A 15,858-nucleotide genomic window follows, 5' to 3' on the forward strand; every position below is an offset into this window, starting at 1 on the left:
TCACTCCTCGACGAGGAGTTTCTCGCGCAGCTGGGCCAGCGTGCGGGCGAGCAGCCGCGAGACGTGCATCTGCGAGATGCCGACCTCCTGCGCGATCTGCGACTGGGTCATGTTCCCGAAGAAACGCAGCAACAGGATCCGCTTCTCGCGCGGCGGCAGATCCTCCAGCAGCGGCTTGAGGGACTCGCGGTACTCCACGCCCTCCAGCGCCTCGTCCTCGGCGCCGAGGGTGTCGGCGACCGCCGGAGACTCGTCGTCGGTGTCGGGGACGTCCAGCGACAGGGTGGAGTACGCGTTCGCGGACTCCAGGCCCTCCAGGACCTCCTCCTCGGAGATGGCGAGCTTCTCGGCCAGCTCGTGGACCGTGGGGGAGCGGCCGTGCAGCTGGGACAGCTCGGCCGTCGCCGTGGTCAGCGCGAGCCGCAGCTCCTGCAGCCGGCGCGGCACGCGGACCGCCCAGCCCTTGTCCCGGAAGTGCCGCTTGATCTCGCCGACGACGGTCGGGGTGGCGTACGTGGAGAACTCCACGCCACGCTCCGGGTCGAAGCGGTCGACGGACTTGATGAGTCCGATCGTGGCGACCTGGGTGAGGTCGTCCAGCGGCTCGCCGCGGTTGCGGAAACGGCGTGCCAGGTGCTCGACGAGCGGCAGATGCATACGGACCAGCTGGTTGCGCAGTTCCGCGTACTGCGCGCTGCCCGCGTTCAGCTTGCGCAGCTCGACGAACATCGCCCGCGCCCCACTGCGGTCGTGCGGGGTGTGCACTGCCCGCACGACCTCCTTGGCCGGCGCGTCGTCCTCCGCGTTGCGCTCGTGCTCGCTCATCGTCCCGCCCGTAGCCCTTCCCCGCGCCCCCGCGTCGGCGCGGCCGGCGGGAGCGGCCCCCTCGCGCCCCGGCGAAGGAGTGCCCCGCACGGCACTCTCGGTGCCGTCCCCCGCGGGGTCGCCCTCGGGGTGTGGCCTGGCCTGCTCGGGGATGCCGTCGATGCCGTCCGCCATGCGCCGGGAACCGTCCAGGGGGGCTTCCCCGGACGCCTCGGCTCCGGACCAGGGGGCTCCCCCGTCCCCGGTCGGCAGCTCGCGTGTGCCACGCTCTTCGTCCCGCACCGGACCGTCCCCGTTCCTCACGCCGGCCCGGGGCCCGCGCCGCGCTGTTTGTAGAGGCTGATCGACACGGTCTTGTCCTCGTCTACGGCGGACGAGACCTTGCCCGCGAGGGCCGACAGCACGGTCCACGCGAAGGTGTCCCGCGAGGGCGCGTGGCCGTCGGTGGTCGGCGCCGACACCGTGACCTCCAGCGAGTCGTCGACAAGCCGGAAGACACAGCTGAGCACGGAGCCGGGCACCGCCTGCTGAAGCAGGATCGCGCAGGCCTCGTCGACGGCGATGCGCAGGTCCTCGATCTCGTCCAGGGTGAAGTCCAAGCGGGCCGCAAGACCGGCCGTGGCCGTCCGCAGCACCGACAGGTAGGCACCCGCGGCCGGAAGCCGGACTTCCACGAAGTCCTGGTTCGTCGCGGGCTCGCCTGCGATCTGGGACACCCTCACCTCCATGGTGGTACAAGCTCTACGGGGCCGAGGGTCGCCCCCCGGGGTAACGCGTATGTGGTTCCGCGGTGACGCTATCGCGCCCCGGACGTTCCTGTCCTAGGGCCCCCGACCCCCTGGCGTCACTCACAGTAAAGCTGTGGATACGCTCCGTGTCTAGAGGTTCCGCGGGCCCAAATGGGAAGAGCGCGCGCCGGGTTGACGTACCCAGCCGTCGGATGCTCGAACCGTCCCGCCACGGCGGCCACTTGCGGTGTCGGCGGCGGCCACTTGCAGTGTCACACGAAAACACCGCGGGCGGGAGCGTGGGACGAGCGGGCGGCGGCGCGGGCCGGTCGCGGGCGTGCCCGGACCACGGCGAGTCGGCGGCCGGCGTGCTCATCCGGCGGCGTGGTCATCCGCCCGGGTGCTCGAGCGGGCGTCCCCATCCGGTCGCCTGCTCAGACAAGGACATGGTCGACGAAGCACCACCGCCAGTCCTCGCCCGGCTCGTAGGTCCGCATCACCGGGTGACCGGACACCGCGTGGTGCTCCGTGGCGTGCCGCCCCGGCGAGGAGTCGCAGCAGCCGACATGGCCGCAGGACAGACAGAGCCGCAGCTGCACGGGGTGTGTGCCGTCCCGCAGGCACTCCGGGCAGGTCTCGTTCAGCGGGTCCGGCTCCGGGTGCGGCAGCGCGTCGGCATGCGTGCACTGTTTCATGATTGCCAGATTACGACGGGTGTGCGGGTGGCCGCGCGAAAAACGAGGGTGGGAGAAAACGATGGACGTGATGCCGCTGCTGTTGCTGGTGGCGGGCAGCGCCGCGGTCGCGGGGGCGGCCCGGCGCAGCCCCGTCCCCGCACCGCTGCTCCTGGTCGCGGTCGGCCTGGTGGTCGCCTACGTGCCCGGGATCCCCGACTACACCCTCGACCCCGAAGTGGTCCTGCCGCTGCTGCTGCCGCCGCTGCTCTACACCTCGGCCAGCGACAGCTCCTACCTCGACCTGCGGGCCCAGCTGAGACCGGTGGCACTGCTGTCGGTTGGCTATGTGCTCTTCGCGACGTTCGCCGTCGGCTGGGCCGCCTATCTGATCATCCCCGGGATGCCGCTGACCGCCGCGCTGGTGCTGGGCGCGGTCGTGGCGCCCCCGGACGCGGTGGCCGCGACGGCGATCGCGCGCCGGGTCGGACTGCCGTCCCGCATCACCACCATCCTGCAGGGCGAGTCGCTGCTGAACGACGCCACCGCGATCACCGCGTACAAGGTGGCCCTGGCCGCCGCCGTCGGCGAGGGCGCGACCTGGGCGGGCGGCATCCGCGAGTTCCTGATCGCCGCGGTCGGCGGCGTCGGCGTCGGGCTCGTCCTCATGGCGCCCCTGCACTGGCTGCGTACGCATCTGAGGGAACCGCTCCTGCAGAACACCCTCTCCCTGCTCATCCCGTTCGTCGCCTACGGAGTCGCCGAGCAGTTGCACGCCTCCGGAGTCCTCGCGGTCGTGGTCGTCGCCCTGTACCTGGGCCACCGCGCGTGGGAGGTCGACTTCGCCACCCGACTCCAGGAGGAAGCGGTGTGGAAGATGGTCGCCTTCATCCTGGAGTCGGCGGTCTTCGCCCTGATCGGCCTGCAACTGCCTGTCGTCCTCAAGGGCCTCGGCGCGCACGAGGTCGCGGCGGCCGTCGGGTACGCCGTCGTGCTCTTCGTGGTCGTCGTCCTGACCCGGTTCATCTGGGTCTATCCCGCGGCCTTCCTGCCCCGGCTGCTGTCCAAGCGCATCCGGGAACGCGAGGACAACCCGACCTGGCGGGGTGCGATGGTGACCGGCTGGGCCGGGATGCGGGGCGTGGTCTCCCTGGCCATCGCCTTCTCCATCCCGCTCACCGTGCACGGCGGCCGGCCCTTCCCGCAGCACAGTCTGATCCTGTTCCTGACCTTCACCACCGTCATCGGCACGCTGGTCGTCCAGGGACTGAGCCTGCCCCCGCTGATCCGCCTGCTGCGCTTCCCCGGCCGCGACCGGCAGGCCGAGACGCTCGCCGAGGCCAACGCCCAGGCCCAGGCCTCCCGGGCCGCCGACACCCGCCTCGACGAACTCCTCTCCGACGAGCGCAACGACCTGCCCCCGCCGCTCGCCGACCGGCTGCGCCAGGCCCTGGAGCGCCGCCGCAACGCCGTCTGGGAGCGCCTCGGCCAGACCAACCCGGTCACCGGGGAGTCCGTGGACGACACCTACCGCCGGCTGTCCCGCGAGATGATCAGCGCCGAACGCGAGGTCTTCGTCAGACTGCGCGACCACCGCTACATCGACGACGAGATGCTGCGCGTCCTGCTGCGCCGGCTGGACCTGGAGGAGGCGGCGGCGTACCGGGAGGCTGGATAGGAGGCGGGATAGTCGGGGCTAGGGGAACGGCCGGCCCGTGAGGACCGCGGCGATCGTCGTCCCGCGCGCGAAGGCACCCTCCGCCGCGAGGGTGGTCAGCGCGTAGAGCAGCTTGGCGACATAGAGACGCTCGACGGGCAGACCGTGGCGTCCTTCGAAGTCCTGTGCGAACGCCTCGAGTTCGGGGGGCGTACGGGCGTAGCCGCCGAAGTGGAAGCGGTCGTCGAGGGACCAGGAGCCGGTGCGGGCACCGAAGGCACGTTCTTGCAGGGACCGGGTGTCCGCCTCCAGGAAGCCGCCCTTGAGCACCGGGACGCCGAGGGCGCGCTGCTCGGCGCGGAGGCCCGCGGCCAGGCCCGCGAGCGTGCCGCCGGTGCCACAGGCGACGGCGACGACGTCGGCGTGGTCGCGCAACTCCTCGCCCAGGGCGCGGCAGCCGTGCACGGCCGCGGTGTTGCTGCCGCCCTCCGGGACGACGTACGCCTCCTCGGCGCCGGCCGAGCGCAGCACGGCGGCCAGCGTCCCGGGCTCGCTCTTGCGGCGGTACGTCGACCTGTCGACGAAGCACAGGCGCATGCCGTCGGCCACGCACCGGGCGAGGGAGGAGTTCAGCGGGCGGTCGGCCAGCTCCTGGCCGCGCACCACACCGACCGTCGGGAAGCCGAGCAGACGACCCGCGGCGGCGGTGGCCCGCAGATGGTTGGAGTACGCCCCGCCGAAGGTGAGGAGAGGGCGCCCGGCGGCCGCCTCGATGTTCGGCGCCAGCTTGCGCCACTTGTTGCCGATCAGCTCCGGGTGGATCAGATCGTCCCGCTTGAGCAGCAGACGCAGACCACGACGGTCGAAGCGGTCGTCGCACACCTCCTGAAGGGGGGAGGGGAGCCGGGGGAGGAGCCGGGCGGCACTGCACACCCCTCCATTGTCCCCCGCACGCCCGGCCGTCGTCCCTCGCCCCGGCGGCCGTCTCCGGGAGGCCGCTTCGAGCGCCGCACAGGGAGGAAGCGGCGGCCTGGCCGTCCCGCGGTCGACGCCGTCTCCGTGGGCCGCTCGCCGGCCGTTACCCCTTCAGGCGTTCCGCGATGCGGTGCCGTAGCCATGCCATCGTGAACCCCCGCGGATCCACCTTGCCCGGCTGCCATTCCAGGTGCCCGATGACCGACCGCTGCGTCCACCCGTGGAGGCGGCACACCGCGGCGGCGGCCCGCTCGATCGCGTCCAGCTGCGCCTCGGGCCAGGGGTCCTCGCCGTCGCCCAGGTTCTCGCACTCGAAGCCGTAGAAGTGCCGGTTGCCGTCGGTGTTCGCCTCGTTGTCCGACGGCAGCCCCTTCTCGGCGATGACCGCGCGCAGGACCTCGTCGTCGCCCAGGCCGGCGTGGTTGGCGCGGCCGTAGCCGACCAGGTGGACCGTGCCGTCCTTGGTGATCACGCCGTGGCACAGCGGGCCGGGCAGATCCGGCCGCCCATCCCGGCAGACCTCCACCGTGGGCGCGCCGCCCCTGGTCGCCGTGTGATGGATCATCACTCCGTGGACGGGCCCCCAGGGCCCCTTGTGGTTGCGGTTGTGGTGCCGCCAGTCGCCGACCTCGACGACCGTGGCGCCCTCCGTCCGGAGCGCGTCCAGGAACTCACTCGCGGACATGGGTGGGGCCATGACCGACTCCTTCGTGCCGTGCCGTGCCGACGACCGCCGATCGCGGCCCTCTCGTACCGCTGCTTCCTACCGAAAACGGACGTGTCGGACCACATTGTTCGCACGTTGTGCGAGCCGATCCGGACAGGTCGGACGACCGGGGTGCCCTGGAACAAGTCCCTCTTTCTGCCCAGTCGTGTGATGATCCATTCCCGCTCGTTCGGGTAATGGTGTGCGCACGTTCCGTGATGGAAGGCTTGGTCGCGAGACCGGTGTGTGATGCGGCACCGGCAAACATGGGAGGGCGTTTCCTTATGTCGGTAGGCGAAGAGGTCCGCACGGAGCAGGGCAAGGCGCAGCAGTCCCTCGGGACGGCGGCGGCGCGGAACCTGGCCACCACCACCAAGTCCGTTCCGCAGATGCAGGAGATCAGCTCCCGCTGGCTGCTGCGCTCACTCCCCTGGGTGGACGTCCAGGGCGGCACGTACCGGGTGAACCGGCGCCTGACGTACGCCGTCGGTGACGGCCGCATCACCTTCGTGAAGACCGGGGACCAGGTGGAGGTCATCCCGGCCGAACTCGGTGAGCTGCCGGCCCTGCGGTCCTACGAGGACGAGGAGGTGCTGACGGAGCTGGCCCGGCGCTGCCGCCAGCGCGACTTCGCGCCGGGCGAGGTGATCGCCGACTTCGGAAACCAGACCGACGAGGTGTACCTGCTCGCCCACGGAAGGGTGGAGAAGGTCGGCACGGGCCCGTACGGGGACGACGCGGTCCTCGGAGTCCTGGCCGACGGCGCCTACTTCGGCGAGCAGTCGCTGATCGACCCGGACGCCATCTGGGAGTTCACCGCCCGCGCGGACACCGCGACCACCGTGCTGATCCTCAGCCGGCAGGACTTCGAGCAGGTGGCGGAGCGGTCGGACTCGCTGCGGGAACACCTCGAGCAGGTGCGCGCGATCCCCGAGCAGCGGACCAACAAGTACGGCGAGAAGGAAGTCGCCCTGGCCGCCGGTCACTCCGGCGAGCCCGACATCCCGCACACCTTCGTGGACTACGAGCCCCGGCCGCGTGAGTACGAACTGAGCATCGCCCAGACCGTCCTGCGCATCCACTCGCGCGTAGCCGACCTGTACAACCAGCCGATGAACCAGACCGAGCAGCAGTTGCGGCTCACGGTCGAGGCGCTCAAGGAGCGCCAGGAGCACGAGCTGGTGAACAACCGGGAGTTCGGTCTCCTCAACAACTGCGAGTACGACCAGCGGATCCAGCCGCACGACGGCGTGCCCAGCCCGGACGACCTGGACGAGCTGCTCAGCCGCCGCCGGGGTACCAAGCTGCTTCTGGCCCACCCGCGCGCCATCTCCGCGATCGGCCGCGAGCTGAACAAGCGGGGCCTGGTCCCGGAGACGGTCGACGTGGCCGGCAACCGCATCCCCACCTGGCGCGGTGTGCCGATCTACCCGTGCAACAAGATCCCGATCAGCGAGGCCCGCACGACCTCCATCATCGCCATGCGTACCGGCGAGGCGGAGCAGGGTGTCATCGGCCTCAGGCAGTCCGGCATCCCGGACGAGATCGAACCGAGCCTGTCCGTCCGGTTCATGGGCATCAACGAGCAGGCGATCATCAAGTACCTGGTGACGGCCTACTACTCCGCCGCCGTCCTGGTGCCGGATGCGCTCGGTGTGCTGGAGAACGTGGAGATCGGCCGGTGGAGGTGACGTTTCCACACGTCACGGCCGCGTTCTTGCCCGCCGGGGCCGGTCCGACCCCGGGGTGCTCGGCCGGCCGGTCCGAGAACGCCGGCGTCCGCGGACCCGGCGAGGGGGAGGCATGGCCGAGTTCATGACGGAGACGGGGCCACCGACGACGAAGGCGGGACAGCGAGCCCCCGCCGTGCCGCGCCCCGGCACGGCGGGGGACCGGGGAAAGGGGGCAGGAGACGGTGGCGCCGGCCCGCTCGACGGGACGGAGGCGGCGGCACTGCTGGAGCGCACGCGTGCCCTGGTCGACCCGGAGCTGCGCGCCGCGATCGAGTCGCTGCCTCCCTCGATGCGCCGGGTCGCGCTCTACCACTTCGGCTGGCTGCACGCGGACGGCACCGCGGCGACCGCCAACGCCGGCAAGGCGATACGGCCCGCGCTGGTCCTTGCCGCCGCCACCGCGCTGGGTGGCCCTCCGGCCCGGGCGGCGGCCGTCCGGGCCGCGGCGGCGGTCGAACTGGTCCACAACTTCACCTTGTTGCACGACGACGTGATGGACCGGGACACCTCCCGACGGCACCGGCCCACGGCCTGGACCGTGTTCGGCGACCCCGACGCGATCCTCTCCGGGGACGCCATGCAGGCGCTCGCCCTCCGGCTGCTCGCCGAGGATCCGCACCCGGCCTCCCGCCCTGCGGCGGTCCGGCTCACGGCCTGCGTCATGGAGCTGTGCGCCGGCCAGCACACCGACACGGCCCTGGAGACCCGCCTCCCGGGCGAGGTCGCCCTCGACGAGGTGCTCGTCATGGCCGAGGCCAAGACCGGGGCGCTGCTGGGCTGCGCCTGTGCCCTCGGCGGGCTGTACGCGGGCGCCGGTGACGAGGAGGTCGCCGCGCTGGACGGCTTCGGCCGGCAGGCGGGGCTCGCCTTCCAGCTGATCGACGACGTCATCGGCATATGGGGGGACTCGCGGCACACCGGCAAGCCGGTCGGCGCGGATCTCGCGGCCCGCAAGAAGTCCCTGCCGGTGGTGGCGGCGCTCACCTCCGGCACCCCGGCGGCGGCCGAACTGGCCGAGCTGTACGCCAAGCCCTACCGGAAGGAAGAGGCGGACGCGGCCGGGGAGATCGCCCGCACGGCACAGGCCGTGGAGCGGGCCGGCGGCCGGGACTGGGCGCAGGCCGAAGCCGCCGACCGGATGGCCCGCGCCATGCAGGAACTGGCCTGCGCGGTCCCCGACCCCGAGGCGGCGGGCGGCCTGCTGGCGCTCGCCGAGTTCGTGACCCGGCGCAGCGGCTGAGCGCTGCCGGCCGGTGGCGGAGCGGGCCCCGCACCGTCCCACAGGGTGCGGGGCCCACCGCCGGGCCGGCCGAGCGTCGGGATCGTCGTCGACGGCCTGTCCCCGTCGAGGCCGTGCGCGGACGTGAACGGGAAAGCGCCGAGCGTGCCGCGGCGGATGCCGGCGAGCACCGACCCCGTGACCGCTCTACGCTGGGGGCATGGACAGGGAGGAATCCGTCTGTCCCGGTTGTGGACAGCCCGTCGAAACGGTGGTCCGGCGGCACAAGACCCTCGGCGCCTGGGTACCGGTCTGGGGCCCCGGCCCCTGCCGCAACCCGGCCTGCGCGACCCGAGCGGACCGCGAGGCGCCCGCAGCCCCGGTGCACGCCGACCCCCCGGTCCCCCCGGCCACGGGGCCACGGCCCGGGCATCCCGACTGACACGGGGACCGACACCGGGCCGACGGCCGGCCCATGTCGAGAAAGCGCCGCAGCCGGTCCGCTCCGCCCGGCCGGCGTCGTAGCGTGGCCGCATGCCGAAACTACCCCGCATCTTCCATGTCACCGAACGCGCCCTGTGGGAGGCGGCACGCGAGCGCGGCGCCTACGAGATATCGACACGCGGCCGCACCCTTCAGGAGGAGGGGTTCATCCACTTCTCCACCCGTGAGCAGCTCCCGCGGATCGCCGCTCTCCTGTACGGCGACTACGCGGGGCCGGACGAACTGGTCGTCCTCGTCGTCGACCCGGCCAGGGTCGGGGTCCCGGTGAAGTACGAGGCGCTGCGGCCGGGCGGGGAGGAGTTCCCGCACGTGTACGGGCCGGTGCCGGTGGACGCCGTGGTGGAAGTGGAACCCTGGGGATGACCGGGGCGGCGGGTGCGCGCCGCCGCGGGTGGTGGCGCTGGGCGGTGACGGCGTGGGTGGTGGCCGTCTCCGCCGGGGGAGCACTCACGCTGGTGCTCCAGGAGGACGCCCGGCCCAAGGGCCCGTACGTCTGGCGGGACGCGAATGGTACGTCGCCCCGGCCGGACCTGATCGGCGAGCCTCGGCCACCGGAGCGCCCCGGCTGTCCGCCGCGCCCGACGGCGGGGATCGGGGAACCGTCCGCCGGACCGGCGCCTCAGTGCGCCGAGGCGTCGGTGTCGCCCTGATCGCCGTCCCGTAGGACACCCGTCTCCGGGTCCCGGCCGGTGAGGCAGTACGTGCCGCCGGCCGGATCGCGCAGTACCGTCCAGTGCGGGCCACCGCCCACCGCGACCGCCCCGAGCCGCTCGTGGGCGCGGCGGACCGCCGGGATGTCCGCGCAGGCGAGGTCGAGATGCGCGCGGGCCGGACGCTCCTCGTCGAGGCGTTGCAGCAGCAGCCGTACGGGCAGCCCGGCGGGCGGCTTCAGCACGGTGAACTCCGGCCGGGAGCCCACCAGCCGCTCCCACCCGGTGAGCCGGGCCCAGAACGCGGTCTCGGCGTCGTAGCGGGACGGTGGGATGTCGAGACACACCTGGTCCAGGCGACTGCCCGCGACCACCGGCGGCCGGCCCCTCTCCCCCTGCCAGGGCACGGCGCAGAACAACTCGCCCGCCGGTGAGCGCAGTACGGCCCAGTCGCCGTGGTCCGTCACGAGGTCGGCGCCCAGTTCGCGGGCACCCTGGACCAGCCCTCGCACATCCTCGGCGCAGAGGTCGACATGCGCGCCGCCCTCTCCCTCGGCGACGCCTTGCAGCTTGACGCAGGCGTCCGCCCCGCCGGTCGCGTCGGGCAGCAGTGTCACGAACTCACCCGCGTCGCCGCGGGGTTCGGACACCCGGGTGCCGGTGACGGCCGTCCAGAACGCGCGCGCCTCGGCCAGCGTCGCGGCGGGCCGGTCGATGAAGGCATGGGTCCAGCGAATGATCACGCCGGGAAGTGTAGGCGCGAAGTCACCCCAGGCCGTGGGGACTTCACCGGGCGGGCCGCTGGAGGAAGCGCAACTGGTTGCCCGCCGGGTCCCGGAAGGCGCAGTCGCGCACTCCGTACGGCTGGTCCGTCGGCTCCTGCAACACGTCCGCGCCCGACTCCCGTACCCGCTCGAAGAGCGCGTCGCAGTCCGCGGTGGTGAAGATGACGCCGCGCAGCATGCCCTTGGCGAGCAGTTCGGCCATCATCTGCCGGTCGGCGGGCGAGGCGTCCGGGTTCGCGCCGGGCGGCTCCAGCACGATCTCCACGTCCGGCTGGAGTGGCGAGCCCAGGGTCACCCACCGCATGTTCTCGAAGCCCACGTCGTTGCGGACCTCCAGGCCGAGCACGTCACGATAGAAGGCCAGGGCCTTGTCATGGTCGTCCACCGCGATGAAACACTGCTTGAGTTTCACGTCCATGGGGCCACGCTAGGCCGCCGCGGGCCACCTTGCGCAACGGTCGGACGCGAGGGTCGGACGCGAAGGTCGGGCGCGACGGGCCGGCAACGGTCGCAGCGGTCGGTCTCGAGGAGGCGCGGCGGTCAGTACGGACGCCGGCGCGGGCGGGTGAAGGTTCGGGCCACACAGGACGGGATCACCGCGCTCGCCTCGTGGTCGCGGGCCCGGTAGGCGCTCGGTGTCTCGCCGACCAGCTCGGTGAAGCGTGAGCTGAAGGAGCCGAGGGAGGTACAGCCGACGGCGAGGCAGACCTCGGTCACGGTGAGGTCGCCCCGGCGCAGCAGCGCCTTGGCCCGCTCGATCCGCCGGGTCATCAGATAGGTGTACGGGGTTTCGCCGAAGGCCTTGCGGAAGCTGCGCTGGAAGTGGCCGGGGGACATCAGGGCGTCGCGGGCCAGCTCGCTCATGTCGAGCGGTTCGGCGTACTCGCGGTCCATGCGGTCGCGCACCCGGCGCAGCCGTCTGAGGTCCTCCAGGACGGTCATTCCGCCAGCTTCGCACAGCGCCGCACGACACGACCTCCCCGGGTCGCCCCGGTTCCGTCCCCGGGCGAAAAGGCCCGCACCCGGCCCTTCGGTACGCCGTTCTCGGCGAGCTGGGGACCGGGTGCGGGCAGGGAGACGCCGCGGTCAAGGAAGCCGCGGGTCAGAAGGCGCGCGGAAAGATCACGCCTTCTTGGTCTCCCAGAAGATCTTGTCGATCTGGGCGATGTAGTCCAGCGCCTTCTGGCCCGTCGCCGGGTCGGTGGACGCCTTGGCGGCCGAGAGGGCCTTCAGGGTGTCGTTGACCAGCTGGTGCAGTTCGGGGTACTTCTCGAAGTGCGGGGGCTTGAAGTAGTCGCTCCAGAGCACGGAGACGTGGTGCTTGGCGAGCTCCGCGCGCTGCTCCTTGATGACAGTGGCACGCGCCTGGAAGTGCGGGTCGTCGTTGCCGGCCATCTTTTCCTGGACGGCCTTGACCGAGTCCGCCTCGATGCGGGCCTGGGCCGGGTCGTACACGCCGCAGGGCAGGTCGCAGTGGGCGCTGACCTTGACTGTGGGGGCAAACAGGCGGGAAAGCATGGAGCATTCCTTCCTCGTGATCGTCTTCTCGGGTGCGACATTACTCCCTGAGGAAGGCGTTTTCTCGGGTGCCCCCTAGGGCTTAGGGCAAAAGTCCAGGGTCAGACTGAGACTGGTGGAGGAACGGACCGGGGAGGTGCCGGTGATGCCGGAGCCGTCGCAGGAGACCGAGGGGGGCAGGGCCGTGGCGCCCTTGGGGCTGGCCGAGGTGACGGGACCGTCCATGGTTCCCACGCTCCGGCACGGCGACCGGCTGCTGCTGCGGTACGGCGCGGTCGTCCGGCCGGGGGACATCGTGGTCCTGCGCCATCCGTTCCAGCAGGACCTGCTGGTCGTCAAGCGGGCCGTGGAGCGGCGCGAGGGCGGTTGGTGGGTGCTCGGGGACAACCCGTACGCGGGCGGGGACAGCACCGACTACGGGGTGGTGCCGGACGAACTCGTCCTGGGCAGGGCGTGGCTCAGGTACCGGCCCCGGCCGGCCGGTCAGCGCTCGCCGCTGACGCTGGCGCGCTGGGCGCTGTCGGCCGCGCGGCCGCTGTTCTGCGACCCGTCGGCCTCCAGGCGTTTGCGGGCCCGGTAGGCGGCCACGTTGGCGCGGGTGGCGCAGCGGTCGGAGCAGTAGCGCCGGGAGCGGTTGGTGGAGGTGTCGAGGTAGGCGTTGCGGCACGGGGACGCCTCGCACAGGCCGAGGCGGTCCACGCCGTGCGAGGTCAGGTGGAAGGCGAGGCCCATCGCGGCGATCGCCGCGTAGCCCGCGGTGGCGTTGGAGGGGTGGTCGGCCAGGTGCATGTGCCACAGCGGGCGGCCGTCCTCGTCCCGGTGGTCGTGCCCGGAGATCTGCGGGCTCACCGGGAACTCCAGCAGCAGTGAGTTCAACAGGTCCACGGCGAGGGTCTCGTCGCTCTTGTCGGCCGCCTCGAAGACCGCGCGCAGCCGGGCCCGGACCGAACGGAACCGCGTGACGTCGGAGTCGGTGGCGCGCCGGGCCGCCGACGCGTTGGCGCCGAAGAGGTCGCGGACGGCCTCGACCGAGGTCAGGGAGTCCTTGCCCCGGGCCGGCTCCTCGCTGTTGACGAGGCGGACGGCGTAATCCGAGTAATAGGCCAGTTCCACTTGTAGTCCTTACGGTGGCGCTCTATGGTCATGTCTGCGGTCGGGTAACAGCCGGTCGTGCATACAGGGTATTACGCGGAGCAAGCGGAGAGGGGGGTTCCATGACCACGGGGACCACACGCACCACGAGCACCGGAACCGACTGGGCGGCCTGGCAGCGGAGCTGGGACCGTCAGCAGGAGTGGTACATGCCGGACCGCGAGGAGCGCTTCCGGATCATGCTCGACATGGTCGAGGCGCTCGTCGGCACCGCCCCGCGCGTGCTCGACCTGGCGTGCGGCACCGGCAGCATCACCGCCCGGCTGCTCGCCCGTTTCCCCGGGGCCACCAGCACCGGCGTCGACCTCGACCCGGCGCTGCTCGCCATCGCGCGCGGCACCTTCGACGGCGACGACCGCGTCTCCTTCGTCACCGCCGACCTGAAGGACCCCGACTGGCCGGCCGGTCTGCCGTACGACTCCTACGACGCCGTGCTGACCGCCACGGCCCTGCACTGGCTGCACAGCGACCCCCTCGCCGGCCTCTACGGCCAGGTCGCGCGGCTCGTCCGGGACGGCGGCGTCTTCATGAACGCCGACCACATGATCGACGAGAGCACACCGCGGATCAACGCGGCGGAGCGCGCCCAGCGGCACGCGCGCATGGACCAGGCCAAGCGGGGCGGCGCCCTGGACTGGGCCGAGTGGTGGCGGGTCGCCGCCGAGGACCCGGTACTGGCCGCGCCGACGGCCCGCCGCTTCGAGATCTACGGCGAGCACGCCGACGGTGACATGCCCTCGGCGGCGTGGCACGCCCGGGTGCTGCGGGAGAAGGGCTTCGGCGAGGCCCGCCCGGTGTGGTGCTCGCCGTCGGACACCTTGCTGCTGGCGGTGAAGTAGGCAGGGGCGCGCGTACCCCGGCGGCGCGTCCGGCGGACACGTGGAAGGGCGGTACGGGAGTCCCGTACCGCCCTTCCACGCCGTACCGTCACCGCGGCGGAGACCTCGGCGCGACCGAGGCCTCACCGCGGCCGGAGCCTCACAGCACCTTGGACAGGAAGGACTGCGTCCGCTCGTGCTGGGGGTTGGTCAGGACGTCCCGGGGGCGGCCGGACTCGACCACCACACCGCCGTCCATGAACACCAGGCTGTCGCCCACCTCGCGGGCGAAACCCATCTCGTGGGTGACGACGACCATGGTCATACCGGACTCGGCGAGGTCGCGCATGACGTCCAGGACGTCACCGACCAGCTCCGGGTCGAGCGCCGAGGTCGGCTCGTCGAACAGCATCAGCTTCGGGTCCATCGCGAGGGCCCGGGCGATCGCCACCCGCTGCTGCTGCCCGCCGGAGAGCTGCGAGGGGTAGTTACCGGCCTTGTCGGACAGGCCGACCCGCTCCAGCAGCTGCATCGCGCGCTCCCTGGCCTGGGCCCGGCTGACGCCCTTGACCTGGACCGGCGCCTCGATGACGTTCTCGGCGGCCGTCATGTGCGGGAACAGGTTGAAGCGCTGGAAGACCATGCCGATGTCCCGGCGCTTGCGGGCGACCTCGCTGTCCTTCAGCTCGTAGAGCTTCTCGCCCTTCTGCCGGTAGCCGACCAGCTCCCCGTCGACGTACAGCCGGCCCGCGTTGACCTTCTCCAGGTGGTTGATGCACCGCAGGAAGGTCGACTTGCCGGAGCCGGAGGGGCCGATGAGGCAGAACACCTCGCCCGGCTTCACCTCCAGGTCGATGCCCTTGAGCACCTCGACGTGGCCGAAGGACTTGTGGACGCCCTCCGCCTTCACCATCGGGACGGCCCCCTTCGCCGGGGCGTCCTGCGTCGTGTTCGGCTTGTCGGTCATGCCGTGACCTTCCTGCTCGAGAAGGTCGTCAGATGCGCCCTTATCTTCTGCCACGGGGTGGGCGGCAGGCTCCGGCTGGAGCCCCGGGCGTAGTACCGCTCGACGTAGTACTGGCCCACGCTCAGCACCGAGGTCATGATCAGGTACCAGGCGGCGGCGAGGAAGTACATCTCCACCGGCGCCCCGGAGTTCTGGCCGATGTCCTGGGCGTAGCGGAACAGCTCGGGATACTGGACCACCGACACCAGCGAGGTGGTCTTCAGCATGTTGATGACCTCGTTGCCGGTCGGCGGCACGATCACCCGCATGGCCTGCGGGATGACGATCCGGCGCAGCGTCTTGCCGTGGCTCATGCCCAGCGCGTGGGCGGCCTCGGTCTGTCCCTCGTCGACGGCGAGCAGACCGGCACGGCAGATCTCCGCCATGTACGCGGCCTCGTTCAGGCCGAGGCCGAGCAGCGCGGTCAGCAGCGGGGTCATGAAGTCCGACCACTGGTCCTTGTAGACCGGGCCGAGGTTGATGTACTGGAAGACCAGGCCGAGGTTGAACCAGACGACCAGCTGGACCAGGACCGGGGTGCCGCGGAAGAACCAGATGTAGAACCAGGCGATCGAGGAGGTCACCGGGTTCTTGGACAGCCGCATCACCGCGAGGACGATGCCGCCGACGATACCGATCAGCATCGACAGGACCGTCAGCAGGAGGGTCTTGCCGACACCGGTCAGGATCCGGTGGTCGAAGAAGTAGTCCGGTACCGCGTTCCAGTTGATCTGGCCCTGGCTGAACGCGTAGACGATCGCGGCGAGGAGCGCGATGGCGATGACGGCGGAAACGTATCGCCCGTAGTGCCGGACGGGGATGGCCTTGATGGCCTCCGGCCCGGCCGGGGGAGTGCCCGGCCCCCCGGCCGTCTTGTGGATGTCAGTCACGGGTGTTGCCTCTCAGTG

Annotated in this window: 19 protein-coding genes; 6 read left to right on the forward strand and 13 right to left on the reverse strand. The window is 71.7% G+C overall.

The window, feature by feature from the left end:
- The 3 genes from ACIBA9_RS11430 to ACIBA9_RS11440 all read right to left on the reverse strand — a co-directional run bounded on the left by ACIBA9_RS11430 (position 1) and on the right by ACIBA9_RS11440 (position 2,248).
- Positions 1-1,107 (reverse strand): RNA polymerase sigma factor SigF, encoded by a 1,107-nt coding sequence (locus ACIBA9_RS11430; protein WP_362160413.1) that lies wholly within the window; start codon positions 1,105-1,107, stop codon positions 1-3.
- Positions 1,108-1,124: 17 nt separating this feature from the next.
- Positions 1,125-1,541: an anti-sigma regulatory factor gene (locus ACIBA9_RS11435; RefSeq protein WP_362160416.1), complete on the reverse strand. Its 417-nt coding sequence runs from the start codon at positions 1,539-1,541 to the stop codon at positions 1,125-1,127.
- Between the two features lie 446 nt (positions 1,542-1,987).
- Positions 1,988-2,248: a UBP-type zinc finger domain-containing protein gene (locus tag ACIBA9_RS11440; RefSeq protein WP_362160418.1), complete on the reverse strand. Its 261-nt coding sequence runs from the start codon at positions 2,246-2,248 to the stop codon at positions 1,988-1,990.
- 61 nt (positions 2,249-2,309) lie between these two features.
- Between ACIBA9_RS11440 and ACIBA9_RS11445 the strand changes: the two genes are divergently transcribed.
- Positions 2,310-3,905, forward strand: a complete 1,596-nt coding sequence (locus ACIBA9_RS11445) for a Na+/H+ antiporter (RefSeq protein ID WP_399361853.1) — start codon at positions 2,310-2,312, stop codon at positions 3,903-3,905.
- 18 nt (positions 3,906-3,923) lie between these two features.
- Here ACIBA9_RS11445 and ACIBA9_RS11450 read toward each other — a convergent pair whose 3' ends face one another.
- Together ACIBA9_RS11450 and ACIBA9_RS11455 are read right to left on the reverse strand one after the other, a co-directional pair.
- Positions 3,924-4,817 (reverse strand): 1-aminocyclopropane-1-carboxylate deaminase/D-cysteine desulfhydrase, encoded by an 894-nt coding sequence (locus tag ACIBA9_RS11450; RefSeq protein WP_399361855.1) that lies wholly within the window; start codon positions 4,815-4,817, stop codon positions 3,924-3,926.
- 145 nt (positions 4,818-4,962) lie between these two features.
- Positions 4,963-5,556 (reverse strand): N-acetylmuramoyl-L-alanine amidase, encoded by a 594-nt coding sequence (locus tag ACIBA9_RS11455; protein ID WP_399361857.1) that lies wholly within the window; start codon positions 5,554-5,556, stop codon positions 4,963-4,965.
- Positions 5,557-5,849: 293 nt separating this feature from the next.
- On the opposite strand from ACIBA9_RS11455, the gene ACIBA9_RS11460 reads away from it, so the two are divergent.
- The 3 genes from ACIBA9_RS11460 (at position 5,850) to ACIBA9_RS11470 (ending at position 9,384) form a co-directional block, all read left to right on the forward strand.
- A complete protein-coding gene (locus ACIBA9_RS11460; protein WP_399361859.1) occupies positions 5,850-7,256 on the forward strand; it encodes a family 2B encapsulin nanocompartment shell protein in 1,407 nt (468 codons plus the stop codon).
- Positions 7,257-7,368: 112 nt separating this feature from the next.
- Positions 7,369-8,538 (forward strand): family 2 encapsulin nanocompartment cargo protein polyprenyl transferase, encoded by a 1,170-nt coding sequence (locus ACIBA9_RS11465; RefSeq protein WP_399361861.1) that lies wholly within the window; start codon positions 7,369-7,371, stop codon positions 8,536-8,538.
- Positions 8,539-9,051: 513 nt separating this feature from the next.
- Positions 9,052-9,384, forward strand: a complete 333-nt coding sequence (locus ACIBA9_RS11470) for a DUF952 domain-containing protein (RefSeq protein ID WP_399361863.1) — start codon at positions 9,052-9,054, stop codon at positions 9,382-9,384.
- 256 nt (positions 9,385-9,640) lie between these two features.
- Here the strand turns inward: ACIBA9_RS11470 and ACIBA9_RS11475 are convergent, their stop codons facing one another.
- From ACIBA9_RS11475 to ACIBA9_RS11495, 5 genes are all read right to left on the reverse strand, one after another.
- A complete protein-coding gene (locus ACIBA9_RS11475; protein WP_399361865.1) occupies positions 9,641-10,414 on the reverse strand; it encodes a VOC family protein in 774 nt (257 codons plus the stop codon).
- A 43-nt stretch (positions 10,415-10,457) separates the two neighbouring features.
- Positions 10,458-10,874 (reverse strand): VOC family protein, encoded by a 417-nt coding sequence (locus ACIBA9_RS11480; protein WP_399361867.1) that lies wholly within the window; start codon positions 10,872-10,874, stop codon positions 10,458-10,460.
- A gap of 122 nt (positions 10,875-10,996) precedes the next feature.
- Positions 10,997-11,398, reverse strand: a complete 402-nt coding sequence (locus ACIBA9_RS11485; protein WP_362160442.1) for a helix-turn-helix transcriptional regulator — start codon at positions 11,396-11,398, stop codon at positions 10,997-10,999.
- A 180-nt stretch (positions 11,399-11,578) separates the two neighbouring features.
- Positions 11,579-11,974, reverse strand: a complete 396-nt coding sequence (gene sodN, locus ACIBA9_RS11490; RefSeq protein WP_362160445.1) for a superoxide dismutase, Ni — start codon at positions 11,972-11,974, stop codon at positions 11,579-11,581.
- Between the two features lie 75 nt (positions 11,975-12,049).
- Positions 12,050-12,199 (reverse strand): hypothetical protein, encoded by a 150-nt coding sequence (locus tag ACIBA9_RS11495; protein ID WP_399362133.1) that lies wholly within the window; start codon positions 12,197-12,199, stop codon positions 12,050-12,052.
- Here ACIBA9_RS11495 and sodX point away from each other — a divergent pair.
- The gene (gene sodX, locus ACIBA9_RS11500) at positions 12,159-12,554 is read left to right on the forward strand and encodes a nickel-type superoxide dismutase maturation protease (RefSeq protein ID WP_399362118.1); all 396 of its coding nucleotides are present in this window, start codon (positions 12,159-12,161) and stop codon (positions 12,552-12,554) included. The genes ACIBA9_RS11495 and sodX overlap by 41 nt on opposite strands.
- Here sodX and ACIBA9_RS11505 read toward each other — a convergent pair.
- Positions 12,458-13,087 carry a CGNR zinc finger domain-containing protein gene (locus tag ACIBA9_RS11505; RefSeq protein WP_362160447.1) on the reverse strand — a complete coding sequence of 210 codons (630 nt, stop codon included), beginning with the start codon at positions 13,085-13,087 and terminating at the stop codon, positions 12,458-12,460. The genes sodX and ACIBA9_RS11505 overlap by 97 nt on opposite strands.
- A gap of 101 nt (positions 13,088-13,188) precedes the next feature.
- On the opposite strand from ACIBA9_RS11505, the gene ACIBA9_RS11510 reads away from it, so the two are divergent.
- Positions 13,189-13,965 (forward strand): class I SAM-dependent methyltransferase, encoded by a 777-nt coding sequence (locus ACIBA9_RS11510; RefSeq protein ID WP_399361869.1) that lies wholly within the window; start codon positions 13,189-13,191, stop codon positions 13,963-13,965.
- A 139-nt stretch (positions 13,966-14,104) separates the two neighbouring features.
- Here the strand turns inward: ACIBA9_RS11510 and ACIBA9_RS11515 are convergent, their stop codons facing one another.
- Both ACIBA9_RS11515 and ACIBA9_RS11520 read right to left on the reverse strand, forming a co-directional pair.
- A complete protein-coding gene (locus ACIBA9_RS11515) occupies positions 14,105-14,911 on the reverse strand; it encodes an amino acid ABC transporter ATP-binding protein (RefSeq protein ID WP_362160452.1) in 807 nt (268 codons plus the stop codon).
- The gene (locus ACIBA9_RS11520; protein ID WP_399361872.1) at positions 14,908-15,840 is read right to left on the reverse strand and encodes an amino acid ABC transporter permease; all 933 of its coding nucleotides are present in this window, start codon (positions 15,838-15,840) and stop codon (positions 14,908-14,910) included. Before ACIBA9_RS11520 ends, ACIBA9_RS11515 begins: the two co-directional genes overlap by 4 nt.
- Positions 15,841-15,858: the final 18 nt, after the last annotated feature.

The sequence above is a fragment of the Streptomyces sp. NPDC051452 genome (assembly GCF_044454765.1).
Lineage (GTDB): Bacteria > Actinomycetota > Actinomycetes > Streptomycetales > Streptomycetaceae > Streptomyces.